General features: G+C 67.2%; 18 protein-coding genes and 4 pseudogenes. 11 read left to right on the forward strand and 11 right to left on the reverse strand.

Annotation, left to right across the window (positions count from 1 at the left end; all coding sequences use genetic code 11):
• Nucleotides 1-18: 18 nt before the first annotated feature.
• Nucleotides 19-1,863 (reverse strand): ABC transporter ATP-binding protein, encoded by a 1,845-nt coding sequence (locus tag AAFL97_RS12150; RefSeq protein ID WP_341645140.1) that lies wholly within the window; start codon nucleotides 1,861-1,863, stop codon nucleotides 19-21.
• Complete coding sequence (locus AAFL97_RS12155; protein WP_341645141.1) at nucleotides 1,856-3,673, reverse strand: ABC transporter ATP-binding protein; 1,818 nt, start codon at nucleotides 3,671-3,673, stop codon at nucleotides 1,856-1,858. Before AAFL97_RS12155 ends, AAFL97_RS12150 begins: the two co-directional genes overlap by 8 nt.
• A 225-nt stretch (nucleotides 3,674-3,898) precedes the next feature.
• On the opposite strand from AAFL97_RS12155, the gene AAFL97_RS12160 reads away from it, so the two are divergent.
• The 7 genes and pseudogenes from AAFL97_RS12160 (at nucleotide 3,899) to AAFL97_RS12190 (ending at nucleotide 11,043) form a co-directional block, all read left to right on the forward strand.
• Nucleotides 3,899-4,840, forward strand: coding sequence for an ABC transporter substrate-binding protein (locus AAFL97_RS12160; protein ID WP_341645142.1), 942 nt, complete (start codon nucleotides 3,899-3,901; stop codon nucleotides 4,838-4,840).
• 6 nt (nucleotides 4,841-4,846) lie between these two features.
• Nucleotides 4,847-5,857 (forward strand): FecCD family ABC transporter permease, encoded by a 1,011-nt coding sequence (locus AAFL97_RS12165; protein WP_341645143.1) that lies wholly within the window; start codon nucleotides 4,847-4,849, stop codon nucleotides 5,855-5,857.
• Nucleotides 5,858-5,907: 50 nt separating this feature from the next.
• Nucleotides 5,908-7,002 carry a FecCD family ABC transporter permease gene (locus AAFL97_RS12170; protein ID WP_341645144.1) on the forward strand — a complete coding sequence of 365 codons (1,095 nt, stop codon included), beginning with the start codon at nucleotides 5,908-5,910 and terminating at the stop codon, nucleotides 7,000-7,002.
• Nucleotides 6,999-7,853 (forward strand): ABC transporter ATP-binding protein, encoded by an 855-nt coding sequence (locus AAFL97_RS12175; protein ID WP_341645145.1) that lies wholly within the window; start codon nucleotides 6,999-7,001, stop codon nucleotides 7,851-7,853. Before AAFL97_RS12170 ends, AAFL97_RS12175 begins: the two co-directional genes overlap by 4 nt.
• 20 nt (nucleotides 7,854-7,873) lie before the next feature.
• Complete coding sequence (locus AAFL97_RS12180; RefSeq protein WP_341645146.1) at nucleotides 7,874-10,117, forward strand: TonB-dependent receptor; 2,244 nt, start codon at nucleotides 7,874-7,876, stop codon at nucleotides 10,115-10,117.
• A gap of 34 nt (nucleotides 10,118-10,151) precedes the next feature.
• Nucleotides 10,152-10,271, forward strand: a pseudogene (locus tag AAFL97_RS12185) (IS630 family transposase); the annotation flags it as partial.
• Nucleotides 10,272-10,320: 49 nt separating this feature from the next.
• Nucleotides 10,321-11,043: a 4'-phosphopantetheinyl transferase family protein gene (locus AAFL97_RS12190; RefSeq protein WP_341645147.1), complete on the forward strand. Its 723-nt coding sequence runs from the start codon at nucleotides 10,321-10,323 to the stop codon at nucleotides 11,041-11,043.
• A 355-nt stretch (nucleotides 11,044-11,398) separates the two neighbouring features.
• Here AAFL97_RS12190 and AAFL97_RS12195 read toward each other — a convergent pair whose 3' ends face one another.
• The 5 genes and pseudogenes from AAFL97_RS12195 to AAFL97_RS12215 all read right to left on the reverse strand — a co-directional run bounded on the left by AAFL97_RS12195 (nucleotide 11,399) and on the right by AAFL97_RS12215 (nucleotide 14,358).
• Nucleotides 11,399-11,584: a hypothetical protein gene (locus tag AAFL97_RS12195; RefSeq protein ID WP_341647236.1), complete on the reverse strand. Its 186-nt coding sequence runs from the start codon at nucleotides 11,582-11,584 to the stop codon at nucleotides 11,399-11,401.
• Nucleotides 11,547-11,888, reverse strand: a complete 342-nt coding sequence (locus tag AAFL97_RS12200; protein WP_341645148.1) for a YkgJ family cysteine cluster protein — start codon at nucleotides 11,886-11,888, stop codon at nucleotides 11,547-11,549. The genes AAFL97_RS12195 and AAFL97_RS12200 overlap by 38 nt, the downstream gene beginning before the upstream one ends.
• Nucleotides 11,872-12,602, reverse strand: a pseudogene (locus AAFL97_RS12205) (UPF0149 family protein). Before AAFL97_RS12205 ends, AAFL97_RS12200 begins: the two are co-directional and overlap by 17 nt.
• A 58-nt stretch (nucleotides 12,603-12,660) precedes the next feature.
• Nucleotides 12,661-13,342: pseudogene (gene trmB, locus AAFL97_RS12210) on the reverse strand (tRNA (guanine(46)-N(7))-methyltransferase TrmB).
• Nucleotides 13,339-14,358 (reverse strand): tRNA dihydrouridine synthase, encoded by a 1,020-nt coding sequence (locus AAFL97_RS12215; RefSeq protein ID WP_341645149.1) that lies wholly within the window; start codon nucleotides 14,356-14,358, stop codon nucleotides 13,339-13,341. The pseudogene trmB and the gene AAFL97_RS12215 overlap by 4 nt, the downstream one beginning before the upstream one ends.
• Nucleotides 14,359-14,514: 156 nt before the next feature.
• On the opposite strand from AAFL97_RS12215, the gene rpmE reads away from it, so the two are divergent.
• The 4 genes and pseudogenes from rpmE to AAFL97_RS12235 all read left to right on the forward strand — a co-directional run bounded on the left by rpmE (nucleotide 14,515) and on the right by AAFL97_RS12235 (nucleotide 20,396).
• Nucleotides 14,515-14,733, forward strand: a complete 219-nt coding sequence (gene rpmE, locus AAFL97_RS12220) for a 50S ribosomal protein L31 (protein WP_263461169.1) — start codon at nucleotides 14,515-14,517, stop codon at nucleotides 14,731-14,733.
• 174 nt (nucleotides 14,734-14,907) lie between these two features.
• A pseudogene (locus tag AAFL97_RS12225) lies at nucleotides 14,908-16,562 on the forward strand (ArnT family glycosyltransferase).
• A gap of 410 nt (nucleotides 16,563-16,972) precedes the next feature.
• Nucleotides 16,973-19,057: a TonB-dependent siderophore receptor gene (locus AAFL97_RS12230; protein WP_341645150.1), complete on the forward strand. Its 2,085-nt coding sequence runs from the start codon at nucleotides 16,973-16,975 to the stop codon at nucleotides 19,055-19,057.
• Between the two features lie 28 nt (nucleotides 19,058-19,085).
• A complete protein-coding gene (locus tag AAFL97_RS12235; RefSeq protein ID WP_341645151.1) occupies nucleotides 19,086-20,396 on the forward strand; it encodes an MFS transporter in 1,311 nt (436 codons plus the stop codon).
• A 6-nt stretch (nucleotides 20,397-20,402) separates the two neighbouring features.
• Here the strand turns inward: AAFL97_RS12235 and AAFL97_RS12240 are convergent, their stop codons facing one another.
• The 4 genes from AAFL97_RS12240 to orn all read right to left on the reverse strand — a co-directional run bounded on the left by AAFL97_RS12240 (nucleotide 20,403) and on the right by orn (nucleotide 23,907).
• A complete protein-coding gene (locus AAFL97_RS12240; protein WP_341645152.1) occupies nucleotides 20,403-21,806 on the reverse strand; it encodes a prolyl oligopeptidase family serine peptidase in 1,404 nt (467 codons plus the stop codon).
• Entirely contained in the window at nucleotides 21,793-22,545 is a 753-nt protein-coding gene (locus AAFL97_RS12245) for a hypothetical protein (protein WP_341645153.1), read from the reverse strand. The genes AAFL97_RS12240 and AAFL97_RS12245 overlap by 14 nt, the downstream gene beginning before the upstream one ends.
• A gap of 84 nt (nucleotides 22,546-22,629) precedes the next feature.
• Nucleotides 22,630-23,151, reverse strand: coding sequence for an SRPBCC family protein (locus tag AAFL97_RS12250; RefSeq protein WP_341645154.1), 522 nt, complete (start codon nucleotides 23,149-23,151; stop codon nucleotides 22,630-22,632).
• Nucleotides 23,152-23,358: 207 nt separating this feature from the next.
• A complete protein-coding gene (gene orn, locus AAFL97_RS12255; RefSeq protein WP_341645155.1) occupies nucleotides 23,359-23,907 on the reverse strand; it encodes an oligoribonuclease in 549 nt (182 codons plus the stop codon).
• Nucleotides 23,908-23,922 lie beyond the last annotated feature (15 nt).

Genomic DNA, 23,922 nt, shown 5'->3' on the forward strand with positions numbered 1-23,922 from the left:
AAACGACCTCTAACAATTTCAAACGACACCACCCATCGTTTGTGCCCTTGCGGGATGCCCCACCCCATGGCACGCGGCGGCGCCCGGCACCTCGCCGGACGCCTCCTGCGCCGCCCACATGCGTGCATACAGCCCGCCGGCGCGCAACAGGCGCTCGTGCGTGCCGAGTTCAACCACGCGCCCCTGGTCCAGCACCACGATCTGGTCAGCTTCCCGCACCGTCTGCAGGCGGTGTGCCACCATGATCACGGTGCAGTGCGCGGCCAGCCGGTTGACGGCCTGCTGGATGGCGCGCTGCGATTCGGCGTCGACCGCCGCAGTGACTTCGTCGAGCAGCAGCAGCGGCGCCTGCTTGAGCAGCGCGCGGGCCAGCGACAGACGCTGGCGCTCACCGCCGGACAGGCCCATGCCCCCCTCCCCAACGCGCGTCCGATAGCCTTCGGGCAGACGCCGGACGAAGGCGTCGCAGTCGGCCGCCGCGCAGGCCGCCAGCACCGCCTCGTCGCTCGCCTGTTCGCAACCGACGCGGACGTTGTCCATAATGCTGCCGTCGAACAACTGCACCTGCTGGAACACCATGCCGAGCAGGCCGTACAGGCGTTCGCTGCCGATCTCGCGCAGGTCCAGCCCTCCGATGGACAGGCGCCCCTGCTGGGGGTCGTAAAAGCGCGCCAACAGATGCAGCAGGCTGCTCTTGCCCGCGCCGGAAGGCCCGACGATGGCGGTGACGGTACGTTCGGGCACGGTGAAGCTGACGTCGTGCAGCGCAGCCGCGCCGTCGTAGGCGAACGAAACATGATCGAAACGCACCGTATGGTCGGCCGTCGACGCAGCATGCGCGGGTTCAGGCAGCGCCGGGGTGCGCCAGAGCTCGTCGAGCTTGACTTCGCTCTGGCAGGCGTAGCGCAGTACGAGCAGGTATTCGGCCGCCTCCAGCAGCGGGCCGATGAATTTGTAGGCGAGCAGGAAGAACAGCAGCCAGTCCACCGCCGCCGCGTCCGCCGGGCGCGCCAGCCAGGCGCAGGCCAGCAGCAGACACAGCAGGCCGCCTTCGACGCACAGCCGGTACAGGGTGACCGGCCCTCCGCCCCATTTTTCGATGTCCAGGCTGAGCCGCCGCAGGGCCTCGAAGCTGCGGTCGAGCCGCTGCAGCCAGTCGCCGCTGCGGTTGTACAGGCGCAGCGTGGCCAGCCCGCCGACGAATTCCACCAGCAGGCCGGCGCTTTCGCGGTAGCGTGCGTGCTTGCGCAGTCCAGCGCGTTCGAACACCCGGCGGCTGAGCGTCAGCGCCAGCACCGCCACGGGCACCACGCACAGAAGCGCCGCGGCCAGGCGCCCGTCCACCCACGCCAGCAGCGCGATGGTGGTCAGCGCCAGCCCGAGCGCCGCCACCAGATCCGCCGAGACGTGGGTGAAGATCGATTCCACGCGGTTGACGTCGTCGGTCAGCAGATCGGCCAGATACCCCACGCGGCGGCTGCGCAGCAGGCCGAGCGGCAACTTGCGCACGTGGTCGGTCAACCCGGCGCGGTAAGCCTGGATGATGCGGTAGCTGCCCAGAAAGCACAGGCGCTGGCCGTGATAGGCCAGCAGCCACTGCAGGCCGAACACACCCGCCAGCGCCGCGGCCAGCGCCGGCGGCTCGGCCGCCCAGGCGAATCCCGGCCAGGGGTCGGCCAGCACCGCGCGCAGCCACAGATAGGCGAGCAGATAGGGCAGCAGCTCGCAGCAGCGCTCCAGGATGCGCAGGCCCAAGCCGAGCCAGAACGGCCCGGCGGCGGCGCCGCTGCGCGCCATGATGCGGCGCACGCTGCGCCACGCCGTCACTTCGCCATCGACCCCATTCTCCGCGCCTTCATCCATTCGCCATCTCCGCGGGCCGCGTCGGCTCGCCCTCGCCGCCCGTGTCCGCCGCCGAGCGCGCGAGCGTCCACGCCTCGCCCAATGCCTCGCAGCGCCACATGGCGCGGTAGTACGCGCTTTCGCGCAGCAGGCTGTCGTGCGTACCCCGGTCGGTCAATCGGCCGGCCTCTAGGATCAGGACCTGATCAGCGCGCTCGATGCCATACAGCCGGTGCGCCACCACCAGCACCGTCTTGTCGGCATAGGTGGCGCGCAAGGCTTCGAAGAAGGCGCGCTGCGTCATGCTGTCGGCGAACGCGGTGGCCTCGTCCAGCACCAGCAGCGGCGTATCGGCCAGCAGGGCCCGCGCCACGGCAAGGCGCTGGCGTTCGCCGCCGGACAGGCGTGCGCCCAGTTCGTTGACCTGGGTGTCGAAGCCCGCCGGCAGGCCGAGGATGAAATCCTCCGCCTGAGCTGCGCGCACGGCCCGGCGGATCTCGTCCTCGCTGGCCCTCGGCCGGGCCAGGCACAGGTTGTCGCGCACCGAACCGCTGAACAGAAACACGTCCTGGGTCGCGAACGCCACCAGGCGGGCCCGTTCCTCGTCAGCCAGCTCGGTGGCCGGGCGGCCGTTCAGGGTGGCCTGCCCGGCCTGCGGCGCCAGCACCCCGGCGACGATCTGCGCCAGCGTCGATTTGCCCGAACCGGACGGGCCAACCAGCACGTTGAAGCTGCCCGGCGCCAGCGTCAAGCTCACATCGGCCAGTATCAGCCGCTCGCGGTAGCGGAAATCGACCCCGGACAGCACCACCTGCAGCGGCCCGGCGGTCACCGCCGCCGGCAGGCGGGGCGTTTCCGCCAGACGCAGGATCGGCGCCATGCGGCGCAGGCCGGCGAAGATTTCCGGCATTTCCATGGAGAAGCGGCTGACCTTCAACAAGGGGCGGAACACCCCGGCGCCCAGAATCACCGCCACCGCGACCTGGGCCGCACTGACTTCGCCGCGTCCATGCAGCCAGGCGCCCAGGGGCAGCAGCAACAGCAGATGCGCGCCCAGCACGCTGGTAAACAACGACCAGCCCGGCACCGTGCGGCGCGTAATGCATTCGGCCAAGCGGTAGTAATCCGCCAGGCGTCGCTGCAGCAGTCGGAAATCGGCCGCGGCGCGGCAGAACACCTTCATCACCGGCATGTTGCGCACGTATTCGACCGTGGCGTTGTTCAGCTCCGCGGTCGCGCGGCTGAACTGATCGTGATCGCGCCCCGCGCCGCGCATGAAGGCCCAGCTACAGGCCAGCGCCAGCGGCCCCACCGACAGCACCGCCAGGGCCAGGCGCCAGTCCACCCAGAACAGCAGCGCGGCCACGCACAGCGGTGCCATCACCGCGGCGGCGATCTCCACCGTGTGATGGGCGAGGAAAGCTTCCATGCGCTCGACATCCTGGATCACCGACTGCTTCAGCGCCCCCGCGCCGCGCTCGTGCAGCCAGTGCAGCGGCGCGCGCGCCAGATGCACGACCAAGCGGCGCCGGATCGCCGCCATGATGTCGTAGGCGGCGTGATGGCTGAGCACATAGGCGCCGCCATAGGCCAGATATTTGAGCAGCAGCGCGGCGGCCAGCCAGGCGGCCAGTTCGTACAGCGTCGCCGCCAGCGTGTGTGGCGCCACGATCAATGTTTCGATGGCGCGGTACAGCAGCCAGAACGGCACCAGCTCAGCCAGCACCGCCACCAGCGTCACCGGCAGCGCCGCGAACAGGCGCGCGCGGCGCCCCACCGTCAGCAGGCGCAACAGACGCCAAGTATCGACGCGGTCCTGGGAGTGTTCCATGGGGTAGCGGTCCGGCTTGCGGAAAGTCGCTCCAGCTTAGACAGGCCGCCATAGCCCCGCCACCCGGATCGGTGCGCGATGCATATTGAAATGATTACCGATTCGGGTAGTGGGCGTGCCGCGCGAAAAGAATACTGGCACCTATCCCGACTGCAAGCCCGGATCGTCCATGCACGCGCCCCGCCCCGCCCATGCTCTTTTTCCATACAGCCGCTGTGCGCCGCCTTGATCGCGCTGCTGGCCGCCGCCGCGCTCGGCAGCACACCCGCCGTCGCACAAGGTTATCCGGTCACGATCGTCGACGACCGGGGCAAGCCGGTGACCGTTGAGCACCCGCCCCGTTCGGTGGCCTCGGTGTCCACCTTCGGCGCCGATCTACTGGCCGCGCTGGGGCGTAAGGTGGATGGGTTGTCGACGCTGAACAACAAGCAGTCCGCCTTTCTCGGCGACGCGACCCGCGGTGCGGTCAATCTGGGCGAGGTGCACGAGACCAATCTGGAAGTGCTGACTACGCTGGCGCCCGATCTGATCATCGGCCTGCGCACCTATACCGAACCATTCGAGAAGAAGTTCGAGGAAATCGGCCGCTTCCTCGCCTTCGATCTGATCACGCTGGACGATTCTCTGCACGCAGTGACGCGCGCCGCCATCGCGCTGGGCAACGCCGCACGCGGCGAGGCACTCAACGCGGCGTTCCTGGAAACACTGGATGAGTACGCCGAACGGGCGCCGGGCGGCCTCACCGTGGTGTTCCTGTGGCATTGGGCCGATGTGCCGTTCGCCTTCTACGACCATCATCTCTCCACCCATATCATTGCGCGGCTGGGCGCGACCAATGTGCAGGGTGCCAGCCCGACCCCGCAACTGGCTTCGCCGGACTCCGCCGCGATCACGCTGGAAAACCTGCTCGGCCTCGACCCGGACGTCATCATCTCGTTCAAGGGCGACGAGGGGCCGTTCGTCGACCATCCGATCTGGCCGCGCCTGAAGGCGGTGAAGAATGGCCGTGCCTGGCGCGTCGGCGACCAGTACGTGATGCCCCACGGCCCGATCGCGCGCGACATGGTGCTGCGCGAACTGGCCCACCTGCTGTACCCGGCGCAGTTCCCCCCGCCCGACGACATCCCGGCCGGCGCACGTGCCAGCGCGATGCGCTTCGCGCGCTGAAACGCGATGCCCGCGCTTCGCCACGCGGCGGCGGCCGCAGCTACCGCCACACACCCGCTGATCGCCGCCTGCGCGCTGCTGCTGTGCCTGGGCGCGGCTGGCACGCTGCTGCTGGGCGACTTTCCCCTGTCGGCGCATGCCGTGGCCAAGGCCCTGCTGCCGGGCGCCGACGACAACGCAGCCTTCATCGTCCGCGAACTGCGCCTGCCGCGCCTGCTGGTCGGCGTGCTGGCCGGCGCGGGCCTGGGCATGGCCGGCGCGATCATCCAGTCCATCACCCGCAATCCGCTGGGCGAACCCGGCCTGATGGGGGTCAGCGCCGGCGCCGCGTTCGGCATGGTCGCCAGCATCGTGCTGTTCGATCTGCCCGCCGCCCGCATGCTGCTGTGCGGCATCGCCGGCGGCGTGTTCGCCGCGCTGCTCACCTTCGGCCTGGCCGCCCGCACGCGCCTGCAGCCGCTGTACCTGACGCTGACCGGCATGAGCGTCAACCTGTTCTTCGCCGCGGCGATCACGCTGCTGCTGGTGTCCTCCAACGTCGAAGCCAACGGCATCTACTACTGGCTGACCGGCAGCCTGGCCAACCGGACCTGGCAGCACGTGCATCTGCTGTGGCCCTGGGTTCTGCTCGGCCTCGCGCTGGGCGCGGCCTGCGCGCGGCTGCTCGACCTGCTGATGCTCGACGACACCCTACTCGCCGCCCTCGGCGTGCGCGCCACCGCATGGCGGCTGCTGTTCGGCCTGGCGGCGGTGCTGCTGACCGCCGCCGCCGTGGCGGCCACCGGCCCGCTCGCCTTCATCGGCCTGGTCGCGCCGCATCTGGTGCGTTTCAGCCTGCGCGCGCAGACCGGCGCCCTGGTCCACCGCCGCCTGCTGCCGCTGTCGGCACTGGTCGGCGCCAGCCTGGTGTGCGGCGCCGACCTGATCGCCAATTGGCGCATGGTGCCGGTCGGCATCCTGTGCGTGCTGCTCGGCGGCCCACTGCTAATTCACCTGATTCGCAAGCAGGAGAACTAGGATGGCATTCGGTTTACAGCGGGGGGAGAGAGCACAGCGGAGGCGGCCCGGTGCGTATTGACCTGCCCGCCCCTTCGCACCCCCTGCTGCCGGCCTCGCACGCCGCGGCCGCGCCGCCGCGTTGGCGTTTCGCCGCCGTGAGCCTCGCGCTGCTCGCCGCGCTGGCCGCGCTGCTGGGCCTGTCGCTGTCGCTCGGTGCGGTGCCGCTGGAGGCACGGCAGGTCTGGCTGGCGCTGAGCGGCGAGGGCGATGCCACCACCCACGCGCTGCTGTGGAACCTGCGCCTGCCACGCAGCCTACTCGCCGTGGTGGTTGGACTGCATTTTGCGCTGTCGGGCCTGATCCTGCAGGCGGTGATCCGCAATCCACTCGCCGACCCTGGCGTCATCGGTGTGTCCAGCGGCGCCAGCCTGGCCATCGTCGCCTTTCTGCTGCTCGCCGACCTCATCAATGCGACCTTGGGGCAGGCTGGCGGCCGTCTACTCACCCTCGCCGGCCTGCCTTTCGCCGCCCTGCTTGGAGGACTGGGCAGCGCACTGCTGGTACTCGCCTTGTCGTGGCGTGCCGCGATCAGCCCGGTGCGGCTGGCGCTCAACGGCGTGGCCGTCGGTGCCGTGCTCAATGCGCTGGTGATGTGGATCGTGGTGGCCTGGGGCGGGGCGCGCACCGAAATCACTGTGATCTGGCTGGCGGGCAGCCTCTACGGGCGCGATTTCGACCACCTCGTGCTGCTGCTGCCATGGTCCGCGCTCGGCTTGGCGGGTGCGTGGCTGCTGCTTCGCCCCCTGTCGCTGCTACGTTTCGACGACGACGTCGCCCGCGGCCTGGGCCTGCATCTGCTGCGCTGGCGGCTGGCGGCGCTGGTGGTCGCGGTGCTGCTGGCCGCCAGCGCCATCGCCGTGGCCGGGCCGATCGGCTTCGTCGGCCTGGTGATTCCGCACCTGGCCCGTTTGCTGGTGGGCAGCGAGCTGCACCGCCTACTGCCGGTCAGCGCGCTGTGCGGCGCGCTGCTGACGCTGGGCGCGGACACCGTCGCGCGCACCGCGATCAGCCCGCTCGAACTGCCGGTCGGCGTGCTGACCACGCTGATCGGCATCCCGATCTTCCTGATCCTGCTGCAACGACATGCAGGAAGGCAATCATGACCCTGCACGCCACCGCGCTCAAACTGGCCTACGGCCCCCGCAGCATCGTCGAGGTCACCGAACTGCGCCTCGCCCCCGGCACCCTCACCTGCGTCATCGGCCCCAATGGCTGCGGCAAATCGACGCTGCTGCGCGCCCTCGGCGGCCTGTTGAAACCCGCCGCCGGCCAGGTCTGCCTGGACGGCCGCCCGTTGCCGGCCTGGAAACCGAAAATACTCGCGCGGCGCCTGGCCAGCCTGCCCCAGGCGCCGGCGGCGCCGGACGGCATCAGCGTGCGCCAACTGGTCGGCCACGGCCGCTATCCGCACCAGGGGCTGCTGGCGCGCCACGGCGCCGGCGACGACGAGATCATCGACTGGGCGATGCAGGCCACCCGTATCGCCCACCTGCAGCGGCGCCCGTTCAGCACCCTGTCCGGCGGCGAACGCCAGCGCGCCTGGCTGGCGATGACGCTGGCACAGCGGGCCGACATCCTGCTGCTCGACGAGCCCACCACCTGGCTGGACATGGGCCACCAGGCGGAACTGCTGGAACTGCTCGCCGCGCTGCAGCGCGAACACGGCCTGACCATCGCCATGGTGCTGCACGACATCAACCAAGCAAGCCAGTACGCCGACCGGCTGCTGGCGATGCGCGACGGGCGCATCGTCGCCGACGGCCCGCCGCTGCGCATCGTCGACGGCCAGCTCACCGAAACCCTGTTCGGCCTGCGCACCGAGCAGGTGTACCGCGATTGCGGCGGCCGGCGCGTGCCCTTCTGCCTGCCGCTGCCGGCGTGCGCTGACACGGCCCTACCGGCCGGCCACGCGCAGCCCGGCAGTCTCGTCATCCATCCACTCCGCACAGCTTGATGAAGTTTGAGAGGACAACCATGAACACGCCCAAGCAGGCCAAACCCACCGCCCCGTTCCGCCACAACCTCCGCCCACCCGCCTTCCTGCCCCGTTTCGCCCCGTTGGCACTGGCACTGGCAGGGGTCTTCGGCGTGTGGCCGGGGGGTGCCGCGCACGCCGAGGATACCGTCTCGGCGACGGCCGACATCGTGACCCTGGAGGCCGTCACGGTGAGTGCTCGCCGCGCCGAGGAGCAGCTCAAGGACATCCCCTTCAGCGTCACCGCGATCAGCGGCGAGGAAGCCGAAGCGCGCCGCCTACACACGCTGGAAGACGTGCTGCGGCAGACCCCCGGGATCGATTTCGTCACCAACATGGGGGTGGCCAACACCACCCTACGCATACGCGGCGTCGGCGCGCTGCAAAAGGTCAGCGGCGACGACACATCGGTGATCCTCAACGTCGACGGCATACCGATGTCGGCTGCCAGCGCGACGCTGAACGTACTCGATGTGGAACGCGTGGAAGTGCTCAAGGGGCCGCAGGGCACGCTGTACGGGCGCAATTCGGAAGCCGGTGCGGTCAACATCGTCACGCGCAAGCCCACGCGCTGGTTCGAAGGCCAGGTGCGCGCGGAAATCGGCGAGGACAACCACCAACTGATCGAGGGCGTGGTCAGCGGCCCGCTCAGCGACAGCGTGGCCGCGCGCGTCGCACTGCGCGGCTCGGGCATCGACAACCACATCGAGAACATGCGCGACGGCAAACCGCTGAACAAGCCGCGCGAACAGACCGGCCGTGCCAGCCTCCTGTGGCAGATCGGCGCTGCCACTACGCTCAACCTGAGTGCCGGACGCGAGGAGCAGAAGCACCGCGACTGGGTCTATCTGCTTCATCCCTACGGCGATCCGGCGCAAATCGACGGCCCGCCGGGCGGCGAATCGAACCGCCGCGCGGTCAACCGCTACAACGCCGAACTCAAGCATGACTTCGACCGCGCCGTGCTGACCCTGCTCAGCGGCTACTCGCGCACCCACCACGACAGCACCACGCCGATCTACGAAGGGCGCACCTACACGCAACTGATCGGCTTCGCCCCCGACGCGAGTTGGAGCAGTGTGACGCGCGAAAAGGCTTGGAACCACGAAGTACGCCTGGCCTCGGCGCCGGAAGCGCGCGTGTTCTGGGTGGTCGGGCTCAACAGCTTCCGTTCCAACCGTTCGCTGGACCGCATCGACTCCTACGACACCTTCTACCCGGACAACCCGACCGCCTCCGACACCTTCCGCGATTTCACCACCGACGCCGACGCGATCTTCGCCGAAGCCACCTATCCGCTCACCGACGCCACCAAACTGACCCTGGGCGGACGCTATACGCGCGAAAAGAAGACCTACAAGGCCCTGTGGATCGCCAGCCCCGACAACAGCAGCCCGATCCGCGAGGCACGCGACAACCAGAAGCTTTCGGACAGCTACGCCACCGGGCGCATCGCCCTGGGCCACGCACTCAGCCCGCGACTCAACGCCTATGGCATCTACGCACGCGGTTACAAGGCCGGCGGCTTCGACGACGAGGGCACCAACTTTAATACCGCCTTCCTGCCCGATGAGCCCTATAAGGCGGCCACCGTGAACAGCTACGAAACCGGCTTCAAATACGAGAGCAGCGACATGCGTCTAGCGCTGAATGCCGCGTTGTTCTTCAACCAGGTCAAGGACGATCACATGCTGATGTTCGATCCTCAGAGCATGACCACCAACAAGGACAACCGCGACACCGAAAGCCGCGGCTTCGAACTCGACGCGCAATGGCGTGCGACCCATGCGCTCACTCTGTCGGGCGGCATCGCTTATACACGGGCGAGGATCAAGGGTGCTGGTACCACCGGCGGCGACGGCGGGGTACGCAGCGGCAACGGTGTGCCGGAAGTGCCGCGCTGGGGCGCCATGCTATCTGCCACCTACGAAGCCGCGCTGCCCGCGATACTCGGCATGGCCACTCCGCGCCTCAACGCCAAGCTCACCAACCGCTACGTTGGTAAGCGTCCGGCCGATCCGCAAAACACCTTTGATCTGAAAGCCTATAACAAACTCGATCTGCGCCTGGGCCTGCAGCAAGGCGGTACCGAAGTCTATCTGTGGGCCGACAATCTGCTCGACGAACAGTACGACCTGTATGGCTATTACATCGCCCCCTATTTCCCTGGTGGATCGGACGCCCGCATCGGCGCGCCGGGCCGGGGGCGCAGCCTGGGGGTCGGCATCAACGTAATATTCTGATAATCCACTCAGACCCTTTCGAGCAAACTTCGGACGCACTCTGGTGCAAGCCAAGGACAAAACGAAACAACCGGTCCTAGACACACTACGCCGGGTTGAACGATTGCCCAGTCTCGTCAGATCGTTCTTCCAACAACCTAAGTGTCAATATGCTTTCTATAGGGCCTTACTTTCCATAAGGTTAGTGCCATGCTGCACACGCTATGATGGACAAGCTGACTATGCCGGCGCTGATGACTGCTCTGTCGACGTTGTGGGAGGACTTGCCCGGTACAGGAAGAGAGATAGCTGGCTGCAGTGTATCCCTACCAGCGCTGGATGCTTTATTGCACGGGGTGTCACTGGCTAGCCTACATCCCATGATGCCGGCTCGTGCGGTTCGGGCGCGGCAATTGTCTTTTCTAGCCGGCAGGTTGTGTGCCGAGCAGGCACTGAGCAGGCTGGGTTGTGTGGCGGCCAACGTTGGCCGCAATGCCGATGGGGTGCCAATGTGGCCAGAGGGTTTTGTCGGCTCTATCAGCCATAGCCCAACGTTGGCAGCAGCCATGGTGGGGCGCAGCAATGGCGCTGGCGGCATCGGACTGGATTGTGAAAATATCGCAACAGGCGAGCGACTGGAAAGCATACTTGCCTTGTGCTGCACCGCCGCCGAACGTGTGCTGCTACAGCCAGAAATATACCCGGCGCTGGCTACGTTAATCTTCTCTGCCAAAGAAGCCGGTTACAAGGCGATTGCTCATTGGTTAAGCCGTATTCCAGATTTCACTGAGTTCGAGGTCTGTCGCTTTGCGCCAGACGCCAACCGCCTTTGGCTGGCACCGGTAGCAGGCAGAGAGTGGCACGGCTGCATCGCCCCGTTTGCTGTAGATTTCGTACTCGGTCCGGATAGCGTACAAACCATAGTAGATCTGCGTGCCTGCCGCTGAAGATGGGCTACCGATCGAATTGCAGATGCGATCGGCGGCGAGGAGTTCACGCGGCAGAAGAAATCTAGCGGCATCGCCAGTCGCAAATTCGATGTTTGAGGAAACGGTGGCTGAGTACGCCCCCCTGGGCACGAATTCATGTCCAAGCGCGCTCGCAGCGTCGCAAAGCCCAACCCGAGGTGCGCGGCGTTTTCGCCTTTAGCCTTCATGCTAATGTCGCCATCCGTCGCAAATTCAGCGCCAAGCACGCGAGTTTCCACTTTGACCTTGATGCCATCCACCGCAATCGTCCCCAGCTTCACCGCCTCCGCGAGCAAGGCCGATAGTTCTTCCAAATGCAGCGCGCGAAAGTCGCTCAACGTGCGATGCTTCCATCGTCACTCAAGACAGTTGCCGGCAGTGTGTTCTGCCGCACAGGCTCCTCGCGCCGCGAAAAGCGCCCGAAAACATCCAGAAAGCCTTTTTTAATCAGTCGTTCGCCAGAAATGTTTTCAGGAATGAAATCAGCCCAGCGGCGGCAGCCCATGCCGCGCACGGGCACGATCGCAGGCGTCCTCGCCGATGCCCAGCGCCGCATAGGGCGCAAAGTCCCGGCACGGCGAAGGCCGGCTGGCATACAGCGTACAGCGCACCGCCGTGCCGATCTCGCCGGCCAGCGCCACGCAGCGCGGCGGCGCGGCATCGGTGCCGCGCATGCGCACCAGCGTGGTCGTGACCGGCACCGTCAGGCCGTCGGGAACGCCACCCGGCGTGGCGCTTTCGAGTTCGGAATGATGGAAATCGACGCGGAAGGCGGCACAGCACGCGCCGCAACGCGTGCAGTGGTCGTCAGGCTGCCCCGCCATCGTCGAGCGCGCCGCAGCACTTCTTGAACTTCTTGCCGCTGCCGCAGGGCAAGGGTCGTTGCGGCCGGGGCCGGTGGCGGCAGGCTCGCGCGGCGCATCCGCTTCGAGCAGTGCCGGCGCCGGAATACCGGCATCCCGCCAATGCGCATAGATGTCGTTGACCGCTTCGCCCATCGCCCCCAGCCATTCCAGGCGCGTCTCCTCGCCGGCTTCGGCAGCGGAATCCTCCGCCCACGGCGCCAGCACTTCGTCCAGCGTATCCCGCACGGCGGTGACGGTCTCTTCGTCCAGGCCTTCTTCCCAACCCTGCGGCCACAGATCCAGGCCCTGGGCGAAGCCTTCCAGCCATTCCTCGCCGACTTTCAGCGTGTCGCCTTCGGCGATGGCGAAGCAGAAAGGCTCCCAGCAGATCTCGTCATCGTCGTCGAGGCCGAGCGTGCTCACCATCTCGTTGTAATAGGCCTTCACCAGGCGGATCGCCCGCTGCAGCCCGCGGCCGCCGCTGAAGCTCGCCTCCTCGCCATGTGCGGACCAGACGTCCGGCAGCCAGCGCTCCACCGGAATCGGCCGCGGCGAGATCAGCACGCCGGCGAGGAAGCCGTCGAGCATCTCGAGGTCCATGCAGTCCTCGGGGACGATGTCGGAGGTCAGCACTTCTTCGAGTGCCTCGAAATCCTCGTCGCTCATCAGATAGGGGTTGTGGGGCTCGGTCATGGCAATTCTCCGGAAATGGCTGCAAGGGTGGCCGAAGCCGCGCCGGACGGCAAGCGAATCAGCAGGGCTCGCCGCGCAGATCGACTTCGAGCCGGTACAGCGTCTGGCCGGAATCGCGGTACTTGCGCTCGAAAGGACTGATCGGCACTTCGGCGGGGAAGCTTTCCCACCGCAGATCCCCGCCCGAGCGCGATCGACAGCGCCGCCGCCATCTCCTGAATATAGACATCCCAGTTGCTGCGGCATTCCAGCACGCCGCCGAGACGCGGGATGAAGGGAAACACCGGGTGCGCATGCCAGCGCCGGGCCAGATGCCCGATCTTGGGCCAGGGATTCGGATACAGGATGTAATGCCGCGCCAGCCGCAGACCCGCTTCATCCAGCAGACGCCAGTAATCGACCAGGTCGGCGCGGACGAACACCAGGTTGCGCGGCATCAGCGCGTCCGGATAAGGCTTCCTGCGCTCGAGCCGATCCTGCGACTGGTCGACGCCGATCACCCAGTGCTCGGGATAGGCGCGCGCGATCTGAATGCTGCTGTGGCCGACGCCGCAGCCTGCATCCAGGATCAGCGGCGCCTTGCCGTCCCAGCCGGCCAGGCTGAGCTCGAAGGCTTCGCGGTTGTAGGGCGTGACCGGCTTGCGGAAAGGCTCGGCGAGATGCTTGCGCACCAGCGCGCCGAGGCGCTCGTGGATGCCGCCCTGGGCGCTTTGCGGAATGCGGGAGTTGGCGTAGCTCATGCGATGCTCGATGGATTGATGGCCGGCGCCGGCACGCCGTGGCGCAGCAGCACGCCGTCGACTTCGGCCAGCGTGCGCAGGCTGCGGATGGCGGCGAACAGCTGCTGCGCCTGCGGGTAGTTGCGCGCCAGCAGGTGAAGCCACTGCTTGATGCGCCCGGGTGCATGCTTCGCCTCGACCTTGTGCCTGACGCGCTCGCGGAAGGCGCCGAGCAGCGGCAGCAGCGCCGCCCATTCATGCGCCCGCTCCTCGGCATCGGGCTGTTCCAGTCTGCCGGCACGGATGCGCGCGGCCAGGAAAGGGTCTGCCACCGCGCCGCGGCCCAGCATCACGTCGTCGACGCCGGACACCGCCCGGCAGCGCCGCCAGTCGGCCGCGCTCCAGACTTCGCCATTGGCCACCACCGGCACCGCCACGGCATCGTCGATGCGGGCGACCCACTCCCAGTGCGCCGGCGGGCGATAACCGTCGGCCTTGGTGCGCGCATGCACGACCAGCGTGCCGGCACCGCCTTCGCTCAGCGCCTGCGCGCATTCGATCGCCCGCCCCGCGTCGTCGATGCCCAGCCGCATCTTGGCGCTGAGCGGAATCGATGCCGGCACGGCGGCGCGCACGGCAACGGCGATACGGTTCAGCAGTTCGGGCTCGTTCAGCAGCGCCGCACCGCCGCGATGGCGATTCACCGTCGGCGCCGGGCAGCCGAAGTTGAGATCCACGCCCGCCGGTGCCAGGCCGGCCAGCCGCGCGGCGTTGTCGTGCATGCAGGCCGGGTCGGAGCCGAGCAACTGCACATGCACCGGCGTTCCGCCCGCGGTACGGCTGCCCTGCCGCAGCTCCGGCGCAATGCGGCGGAAGAAGCGCTCGGGCAGCAGCGTGCCGGACACGCGCGCAAACTCGGTCACCACGTGGTCGTAACCGCCCGACGCGGTCAGCGCGGCACGCAGCACGTCATCGAGCAGGCCTTCCATCGGAGCGAGCAGCAGGCGCAAACCGGTACTTCCTCGAAACGGGTTCATCGGAGGCGCGGCAAGCCGCGCGGGGAGCGGAATTCTAATCCAGACGCGGCCGCAAGCCGATTTCCACTTGCCAGCCATTGCCCAGTCGCGGATAATTCCGCCTCTTTACCACTCAGGGCGGTCACAACCGCCGCCCGCGCGCATCAGGAAGACACCATGAAAGCGGACATCCATCCGAAATACGACGACGTGAACGTGACCTGCTCCTGCGGCAACACCTTCACCACCCGCTCCACCGTCGGCAAGCCCCAGTACCACGTCGAAGTCTGCTCCGCCTGCCACCCGTTCTACACCGGCAAGCAGAAGATCGTCGACACCGCCGGCCGCGTCGAGCGCTTCCGCCAGAAGTACGGCAGCGTCCAGCGCGCCAGCTGATCGCGGCTGCACAGCCGGATTCGTGCCCCCCGCTCAGTCGGACTCGCGGCACTTCGCAAAAAAGGCAGCCGCGGCTGCCTTTTTTATCGTCGAAACCATCGTTCAGCTCGAAGCCCAACCCGGCTTCAAGCCGCCGCCTTTGCCTGCCGGAGCGCTCCGCCCCACAATGCGCGCATGATTCGAGAACCCGAAACGCCCTCCCTGTTGCAGCGCCGTATCTACGGCACGCTCGGCATCACGCTGCTGGTCGGCCTCTACCTGCTCGTCGGCCTGGCCGGGCACGATCCCTGGCGCGGCGACGACGCCCGCCATTTCGGGCCGATCCTGAGCATGCTGCAGGGTGAGGGCTGGCTGTTCCCGATGCTGGCCGGCGAAGCCCTGCCCGACTATCCGCCGCTGTATTACTGGACCGGCGCCCTGCTGGCCTGGGCCGGCAGCGGTTTTCTGGCGCTGCACGAAGGCGCCCGCCTGGCGAGCGCACTCTTCGTCGCGCTCGGCGTGTATTTCTCCGCCCGCAGCGCGGAAGCACTGTACGGCCGGCCGGCGCGCACCCCCGGCGCGCTGCTGATGCTGGGCGCGCTCGGCCTCGTCCTCCACGCCCACGAAACCCAGCCCCTGCTCGCCCTCGTGGCGACAGTCGCGCTGACGCTGCGCGGCCTGTCGCGCGTGCCGCAATCCCCCTCGGCGGCGCCCTGCTCGCCGGCCTCGGCAGCGCCCTGGCCTTCCTCTCCACCGGCCTCGGCGGGCTGCTGCTCACCGCGCCGCTGTTCCCGCTGATCATGCTGTTCAGCAGCGACTGCCGCAACCCGCGCGCCAGCGGCGCCCTGCTGCTGGGGCTGTGCCTCGCCCTCACGCTGTCGGCGCTGTGGCCGCTGGCCGTCCATCTCCACCAGCCCGAGCTGCTGAACCTGTGGCTGCGCACGGAATGGGCGCGCCTCGGCAGTGATCCGCTGGCATCGGTCGAGATCATGCGCGGTCTCGAACTGTTCGGCTGGTTCACCTGGCCATTGTGGCCCATCGCGCTGTGGAGCCTGTGGCGTGGCCGGCGCACGCTGGGCGACCTGCGCTGGCTGCTGCCGGGCCTCAGCGCCCTGCTGACGATCGCGGTCTTCGTCGCTGCCGGCGACCTCTCCCAGGCCGCGGCACTGCCCATCCTGCCCGCCATGGCCCTGCTCGCCGCCGGCGGCGTGCCCAGCCTGCGGCGCGGCGCGGCCAATGCCTTCGACTGGTTCTCGCTGATGAGCCTGGCGGTGTTCGGCATCCTGGTGTGGCTCGCCTGGTCCGCCCAGTCCGCCGGCTGGCCGCCCGGCCTCGCCCGCCACGTCGCCCGCAACGCTCCCGACTTCGTGCTGCCCGACCCGGTCTTCCAGGCCGTGCTCGGCGCGGTGATCAGCCTGATCTGGATCGCCCTGCTGTGGAAACTGCCACGCTCCAGCTCGCGCGCCCCCGCCAACTGGGCCATCGGCCTGACCATGCTGTGGTGCCTGGCGGTCGTGCTGCTGATGCCCTGGTTCGACAACAGCCGCAGCTACCGCGAAATGGTCCGCTCGCTCGACATCGCCGTCACCGGTGAACGCGAGACCAGCCCCGACGCCTGCATCGCCACCACCGGCCTGCCGGCGCACGTCAAAACCTCGCTCGACTATTTCGCCGGCCTGCGCACCGAACGCATCATCGACGACAGCACGCCCTGCCCGCTGCTGCTGGTGATGGACGATGCTCCGCAGCAGACGCCGCTCGCGCCGGAGTGGCAGGCCGTGTGGGAGTTCCAGCGCGGCGCGGGGCGGCGGGCGGAGCATTTCGTGCTGTTGAGGCGGGAACTGCCCTGAGCGGGGAAACGTGGAACCTAGCCTCTGCCGCCTCGAGGCTTGCGCTACCGGATGCCGGATTCCACAGTCGCTGCTGCCGGCCTTGTCCGCTGGTGTGAATGACGCGCTTAGGCTTCGATCGGCATCAGCCGTCTTGAAGCCGGCGTGTCCGTTCGGCTCCGAGAGCCTGATCCACCCCCTCTGTAGAACGGCCAGTGCGCCGCATCCGGAGCCGTGCTTCATGGGCTTCAAGCTGCGCCGGCTGATGCTGCCTTTTGTCCACATTGCAATTTTTTTGATGATTTTGTAAATAATTCTCGATTACATATAAAATCCGCAGGCTGCGCGGAACAGCGTCGCAACAAACCCAAGGACTGGACGCACCAGCCTTTCCCACACCCTCTTCTCGATCGACTCTAGGCAGACAAATCATGAGGAAACTGACGTACACACCCATCATGTGGGCGGTTCTGGCAACGACGGGGGGCATGGGGCTGGCAGGGCCGATCCATGCGCAAGGGCTCGATGCGGCGGCCCAGGCAACGGCCGGTGATTCGGCGCAGACGCTGCAGGCCGTGACCGTGGTCGGCTCGGTCGACGAGTTGCAAAGCCTGGATTTCTACGCGCCGAACTCCAGCGCGGTGATCGACCGGCAGAGCATCGAAGCGCAAGGCGCGCGCAAGCTCGACCAGGCGCTGCAGTACCAGGCCGGCATCCTCAGCGAGCCTTTCGGCGGCGACAACAAGGTGGAATGGTTCAAGATCCGCGGCTTCGACGCCTCCACGATGCTGGACGGCACGCCGACGACGCCGAACGGCTTCTTCGTCTGGAAGCCGGAGATCTTCGGCGTCGAGTCGGTCGAAGTGCTGAAGGGGCCCAATTCCCTGGTGTTCGGCGCCTCCGAGGCGGGCGGCGTGGTCAACCTCATCACCAAGCGTCCGCACAAGAAGGAATCGCTGCAGCTGAATGCTGAAGTCGGCACGCGCGATCGCCGCGGCATCAGCGCCGACTACAACGGCCTGGCCAACGAAGACGGCTCGGTCTATTACCGCATCGTCGCGCAGACCCGCAACGAAGACGGCATGCAGCGCGGCACCGACATGAAGAGCCATTACCTGGCTCCGAGCCTGAGCATCGACTTCAGCGACCGTACCACGCTGACGCTGCTGGGCAGCATCCAGCGCGAGGATGGCAACCCGACCAACGGCTTCCTGCCGGCCTACGGCACCATCATCAAGACGCCTTACGGCCGGATCGACCGGCGTACCCACGTCGGCGAGCCCGATGCCGACAAGCTCGAGCGCACCCAGATCAGCGCCGGCTGGCTGTTCAGCCACAAGTTCGCCAACGACTGGACGTTCACGCAGAACTACAAGTTCTCCCACCTGGATCTCGACCAGCTCAACGTCTTCGCCTGGAACTCGGACGGAGACCGCCAACTGTGGCGCGGCTACTCCTTCACCGACGGCAAGACCAAGACCCACTACATCGACAACCGCGTCAGCGGCCGCCTGCGCCTGAGCGACAGCGTGGAGATCCTGCCCAGCTTCGGCATCGACTATCTGAAATCAGACACTTTCGGCCGGAACAACGGCTTCGGCTACGTGCCGAACCTGGACATGTTCGCACCGGTTTACGGCCAGCCCTTCGCGGTGACGGGCACGCCGTACGACATCGATTCGAAGCAAGTCGGCGTCTATGCCTCCGCCCAGCTTCGACTGGGGGCGAACTGGAACTTCAATGCCGGCCTCCGCCACGACCGCGTCAAGAACGACGGCAGCGTCAATGGTGCCGACTCCAGTTACGACGAGAGCAAGAACAGCGTCAACGTCGGTGCCATGTACATCGGCGACAACGGCATCTCGCCCTACATCAGCTACTCCGAGTCGTTCAAGCCGGTTGCCGGCGTGGACGGCTACGGCAAGGCCTACCGGCCTTACGAGGGACAGCAGACCGAAGTGGGTGTCAAGCTGCAGCCGAGCTGGCTGGACGGCACCATCACGCTGGCCTACTTCGACGTCGAGGAAAAGAATGCGCTGGTCTCGGATGCCTCCAACATCCAGACCCAGACCGGCAAGCGCACCAACAAGGGCGTGGAGCTGGAAGGCGATTTCAACCTGACGCCCAATACCGCGCTCAAGCTGTCCTACACCCACAACCATTCGCGCCAGGACGTCACCGACACCCAGACCATCCGCACGCCGCTGCTGCCCAAGCACCAGGCCAGCCTGTGGCTCAGCCATCGCCTCGAACTGCCCAACAGCCAGGGCCTGACGCTGGCAGCGGGCGCGCGCTACAACGGCTCGACCGAGGATGAGCGCTACTACCCGGGCGAGCGCATCGACAGCTACACCCTGCTCGACTTCATGGCGCGCTACCAGATCGACCGTGCCTGGGCGGTGCAGCTCAACGCCCGCAACCTGACCGACAAGAAGTACGTCAGCGGCTGCGACTTCTACTGCTACTACGGCAACGAACGGACGGTGGATGTGCAGTTGCAGTACCAGTGGAACTGATCCTTCCGCAGCGCCGAATGGCGACCCGATGAGCAAAACGTATGAGCACGGCGTCCACGCCCCCCCGGCGTGGACGCCCCAGGCCTTGTTCACGGTCGCCTTCCTGGGCATCACCGCCGGCGTGCAGATGAGCGATATGGGCCTTCAGGCCATATCGCTCTCTGCCATTCAGAAGAGCTTCGGCATCAGCGACGCCATGCTGGGTGCCTTGCAGGGGCTCGCAGGCGTGCTGGTCGGCAGTGCGCTGGCGATTCCGCTGGCGCGCTTCGCCGATCGTTTTTCGCGCAAGCGCGTGCTGCTGTGCCTGATCCTGGCTTCGACCGCGATGATGGTATTGAGCGCACTCGCGCCCAGTTTCCCGCTGTTCTTCATCGGCCGCTCGGCGGCGGGCATCACCGAGTTCGCAATGGTGCCCCTGGTCTATTCGATGATCCCGGACCTGGCGCCGGAGCGGCACCGCGTGCTGGCCAACCTCAGCTTCGCGGCCTTGATGGCGCTCGGCGCCAGCGGCGGCTTCTATTTCGGCGGCGCCATTCTGGCCACCGCGGATGCATTGATTCCGCTGGGCATCGAAGCCTGGCGCAAGGGTTTCCTGCTGCTGTCCTTTGCCGGCGTCCCCTTGCTGCTGCTCGGGCTGCTGACCGCGGATCCGCCACGTCGCACCGCGCCCGCCGATCTCGCCGCGGCCGCATCGCTGCGGCTTTTCCTGCGGCAGCGCTGGCGGGCGGTTGCGCTGTTCGCCGGCGTCGCGGGCTGCCTGCTGGTTGCCGTGCAGGCGCTCAACCAGTTGATTGCGCTGGCGCTCGAACGCCGGTTCGAGGCGGTCCCCGCCGATATCGGCAATGCGATGGGCGTCATCGTGCTGATGACGACCATCGGCTGCCTGCCCGTCGCCGGTTTGCTCGACCGCGTGATGGCGCGGCGTTTTGGCCGCGCGGTGCGCCCGCTGATCATGGGCGTGTCGGTGATGCTGGCGGTGCCGGCGATCCTGCTGCTGGCCTCGGCGCGGACGCTGGAGCAGGCCTTCGTCGTCGTCGGGCTCTTCCTGTTCGTCACCTGCACGGCCAATGCGCTGGTGCCGACCATGCTGCAGGATCTGATCCCTGCCCCGCTTCGGGCGCGCAGCTTCGCGATCTGGAGCTTCGTGGTGTCGGTGTTCAGCGCCGCCGGCCCGCTGCTGGCCGGCACGCTGTCAGATCAAGTGTTCGACGGCCACATGCTGGACGCGATCAGCGCCACCGCAATTCCGGCGCTTGCGGTGTCGGCATTCTGCGCCATGCGTTCCTTCATGCAGGCGCGCAGTGAACAGGCAATGGCAGCGGCCGGCCAGCCGGCCTGAGCCGAATCAGGCCACGGTCACGCAGTGCTGCGCGAAGGCCCAGAACAGCGCTGCCTGGGCAAATTCGCGGTCGAGGTCGTCGCTCTGCTGGTGGCCGCTGTCGGGGTCCAGCTGCAGCACGGCCGGATTGCCGCCAGTGGACAGATGGCGGATGTTCGCCACCAGCTTTGCCGGCTCCCAGTAAGGGACGCGGTCGTCCTTCAGGCCGGCGGTGCATAGCAGCGGCGGATAGGCTGCCTGCTTCACGTTCTCGTAGGGCGAGATCGAAGCGATCCAGTCGTAGGCCTCGGGGTCGGCGAGCGGATCGCCCCAATCCGGGCGCAGCAGCGGCACCAGCGGGTGATCGGCGTCGCTCATGGTGTTGAGCATGTCGACGAAAGGCACCTGCGCAATCACGCCGGCCCACGATTGCGGATCGATGTTCATCGCGCCGCACACCAGCAGCCCGCCCGCCGATACGCCATGGGCCACGATTTTGCCCGGCGCGGCATGGCCGATGCCCTGCAGGTGCTGCGCGCAGGCGATGAAATCCGTCATCGAGTTGCGCTTGTTCATGCGGCAGCCGTCGCGATACCAGCGCGCGCCTTTTTCCGATCCGCCGCGGACATGGGCGATGGCATAGCGGAAGCCGGCGTCCACCAGCACGGTCGCGGGCAGGGAAAAGCGGGCTTCGCTGGCGATGCCGTAGGCGCCATAGCCCGTCAGCAGCAAGGGCAGCGGCGTCTCTGCGGCCGCATCGCGGCGGGACAGTACGGTGATGGGGATGCTTTCTCCATCCGCCGCCCGCGCGTGCAGGCGTTCGACCCGGTACGCGGCAGGATCGAAACCCTTCAGGCGCTCCTGTCCGACGACGCAACACATCCCGCTGGCGAAATCGACGTCGATCCAGCGCGGCGGACTGGCCGGCGTCTGATGGACGATGCGCACCTGCCGGGCCGCATAGCTCTGGGCGGGCGTGAGTTCGAGGCAATAGGCCGGCTCGTCGAAGCCGACCGTCGTCTCCTTGCCGTCGGGATAGGTCAGCACCAGCCGTTGCAGACCCTCGACACGCTCGAGCCGCACGAGCGCATCGGCAAAGGGCAGCACGGCGATGATCGGAACGCCGGGCCGGTGCGGCACCAGCTCGCGCCGCACAGCAAAGCTCGCCGGGTCGAGGCACAGCAGCTTGCGGTCGATGGCACCGTCGGCATCCGTCAGCATCAGCAGCGCATCGCCCCACTCATTCACCTCGTAGCGGATGCCGCGCTGGCGCGGCCGCAGGATTCGCGGTGCTTCGGTTTCGGCACCGGCAGCGATCAGACGGACCTCGCTGACGTCCGGACCACCGAGCGTCAGGGCGACGAAGCTGTCCGCCGCGGTGCGGGCCACCTGCATGAAGATCGCCGGGTCGTGCTCTTCATGCACCAGCACCGCCTCGCCGCCCTCGACCGGCGAGCGATACAGGCGCGTCGGCCGGCTGTGTCCATCGCGCCAGATCCCAGAACAGGTGGCGGGACGACGGCGAGAAGGTGAAACCGCCGTAGCCGAAGGCATCGGCCTCCACCACGGTGCGGATGATGCCGGACACCATGTCGAGCACGCAGATGCGGTGGCGATCCGCGCCGACCACGTCTTCCGCCCAGGCGAACCAGCGGTCGTCCGGGCTGTGCTGGTGGCCGGTGGCACGATAGTAGGCATGGCCGCTGGCGCGGTCGGCCTCGTCGAACAGAAGCTGCTCTTCCCCGTCCGGCCCCATGCGGCAGAAGATGCGGTGCGAGCAGCCGGCCGGCAGCTTGAAATCGTAGCGCCAGCCTCTGGACGAAGCGGGCAAGGGCTCGGTGATCTCGGGCGCCCGCTCCACCATGCGCCGATGGAAGCGCCCGGCCTCGGGCCCCAGCGGACGCAGAATGCCCTGCGCGTAGTCCATTTCCGCTTTCAGGTGCTCGCGCAATGGCGAGGGCAGCAGGTCCAGGCTGCGCGATCCCGACTGCGGAATGAATTTCATCCACGCATAGGCGTCGATGCGACTGCGCCCCAGTTGCAGGATTTCCCGCTGCTCGCGCGGCGCAAGCGGCGGCGGAAGGTCCGGCCAGGGAGATTCGGGCAAAGCCGGCGAAGCAGTGGATGTGACCAAAATGAAGAAGCCGTCGAAGAACGAGACCGCGATCATCCCACAGTGCGCGGCCGGAGAGACGTCAGACTGCCGACGGCGGCAGACCAGCCGGACCCACGACTGGCCGGTCTGCCGGAAAACTTACTCGGAGATCTTCTTCAGATTGTCGAGGCCGCCACGATAGACAGCCGTCATCGTCGTCGTCGCATCTTCGTCCGTCGCCCCCGCAGCAGGCTTGGCGCTGGCGTCCTTGCGCTTGAAGTCGCCGCGCCAGACCACCCTGGTCTGGTTCGCGCCGTCCGCCTTCACCGAAACGACGGACTCGTAGCTGCTGACCGGCAGCACGCCTTCCAGGATCACGTATTTGAAGGTCTTGCCGGCGTCGTCGTAGGAAAGCAGCTTTTCCTTGATCGTGCCGCCGTCCGGCAAGGTGATCAGCCTCACCGCACCGGCGACGTTGTTGCTGCCTTCGACGATTTCCGTGCTTTGCGCTGCCGGATGCCAGGCGCCCAGGTCGTCGAAGTTCCTGACCTTGTCCCAGACCTTGTCCGCCGGTGCGGCGATGACGACCTCTTCCTCGACCTGCAGGGTCGGCGCATCGGCGGCCACGGAGGCGGCCGATACGCCCAGAATGATGGGGGCGAGCCCGTGAATCAGTTTCATGCCTTGTCTCCTTGAGCGGGGCTGTTATTTGTTGTTCGCTGCGGCGCGTACCGAGCGCAGGCATGGTGATCGGCGGTGAACGCCAGGGTCAAGACGGCGGCGGGAAAATCAAGAAATTCGCTAGAGGCGGGCTGTTTCATGCCGCGCGCGGCTCGATCCTTTGCCGGCCGAACGGGCTCCACATGCGGCCGCCGCCGCCCCGCATCCTCATTCCAAGCGCAGGAAGGTGTCGCGGTAGTGACGCAGCTCGGCGATCGATTCCTGGATGTCGGCCAGCGCGGTATGCGCGCCGGCCTTCTTGACGCCGGCGTACACTTCCGGCCGCCAGCGCTTGGCCAGTTCCTTCAGCGTCGATACGTCGAGGTTGCGATAATGGAACCAGGCTTCGAACTGCGGCATCCAGCGCGCGAGGAAGCGGCGGTCCTGGCATACCGAGTTGCCGCACATCGGCGAAGTCCGCGCCGGCACCCACTCCTTCAGGAAAGCCAGCATCTGCGCCTCGGCCTCGGCTTCCGACACCGTCGAGGCGCGCACGCGCTCGATCAGGCCGGACTTGCCATGGGTGTTCTTGTTCCAGTCGTCCATCGCGTCGAGCACCGAATCGGGCTGGTGCACGGCGATCACCGGCGCTTCGGCGATGGTTTCGAGCTTTTCGTTGGTCAGGACGATGGCGATCTCGATGATGCGATCGCGGTCCGGTTCGAGGCCGGTCATCTCCATGTCCAGCCATATCAGCGTATTCGGGTCCTGTGCCATAATCCGTGCGCCTTC

This window comes from Thauera sp. SDU_THAU2 (assembly GCF_038260575.1).
Classification (GTDB): Bacteria; Pseudomonadota; Gammaproteobacteria; order Burkholderiales; family Rhodocyclaceae; genus Thauera.

Excerpts from the sequence above, each read along its gene's own strand:
- AAFL97_RS12190 (WP_341645147.1), top strand. The coding sequence starts at position 10,321 with ATGATGGACAAGCTGACTATGCCGGCGCTGATGACTGCTCTGTCGACG.
- rpmE (WP_263461169.1), top strand. The coding sequence starts at position 14,515 with ATGAAAGCGGACATCCATCCGAAATACGACGACGTGAACGTGACCTGC.
- AAFL97_RS12235 (WP_341645151.1), top strand. The coding sequence starts at position 19,086 with ATGAGCAAAACGTATGAGCACGGCGTCCACGCCCCCCCGGCGTGGACG.
- AAFL97_RS12165 (WP_341645143.1), top strand. The coding sequence starts at position 4,847 with ATGCCCGCGCTTCGCCACGCGGCGGCGGCCGCAGCTACCGCCACACAC.
- AAFL97_RS12175 (WP_341645145.1), top strand. The coding sequence starts at position 6,999 with ATGACCCTGCACGCCACCGCGCTCAAACTGGCCTACGGCCCCCGCAGC.
- AAFL97_RS12150 (WP_341645140.1), bottom strand. The coding sequence starts at position 1,863 with ATGGATGAAGGCGCGGAGAATGGGGTCGATGGCGAAGTGACGGCGTGG.
- AAFL97_RS12230 (WP_341645150.1), top strand. The coding sequence starts at position 16,973 with ATGAGGAAACTGACGTACACACCCATCATGTGGGCGGTTCTGGCAACG.
- orn (WP_341645155.1), bottom strand. The coding sequence starts at position 23,907 with ATGGCACAGGACCCGAATACGCTGATATGGCTGGACATGGAGATGACC.
- AAFL97_RS12250 (WP_341645154.1), bottom strand. The coding sequence starts at position 23,151 with ATGAAACTGATTCACGGGCTCGCCCCCATCATTCTGGGCGTATCGGCC.
- AAFL97_RS12245 (WP_341645153.1), bottom strand. The coding sequence starts at position 22,545 with ATGATCGCGGTCTCGTTCTTCGACGGCTTCTTCATTTTGGTCACATCC.
- AAFL97_RS12180 (WP_341645146.1), top strand. The coding sequence starts at position 7,874 with ATGAACACGCCCAAGCAGGCCAAACCCACCGCCCCGTTCCGCCACAAC.
- AAFL97_RS12215 (WP_341645149.1), bottom strand. The coding sequence starts at position 14,358 with ATGAACCCGTTTCGAGGAAGTACCGGTTTGCGCCTGCTGCTCGCTCCG.
- AAFL97_RS12155 (WP_341645141.1), bottom strand. The coding sequence starts at position 3,673 with ATGGAACACTCCCAGGACCGCGTCGATACTTGGCGTCTGTTGCGCCTG.
- AAFL97_RS12200 (WP_341645148.1), bottom strand. The coding sequence starts at position 11,888 with ATGGCGGGGCAGCCTGACGACCACTGCACGCGTTGCGGCGCGTGCTGT.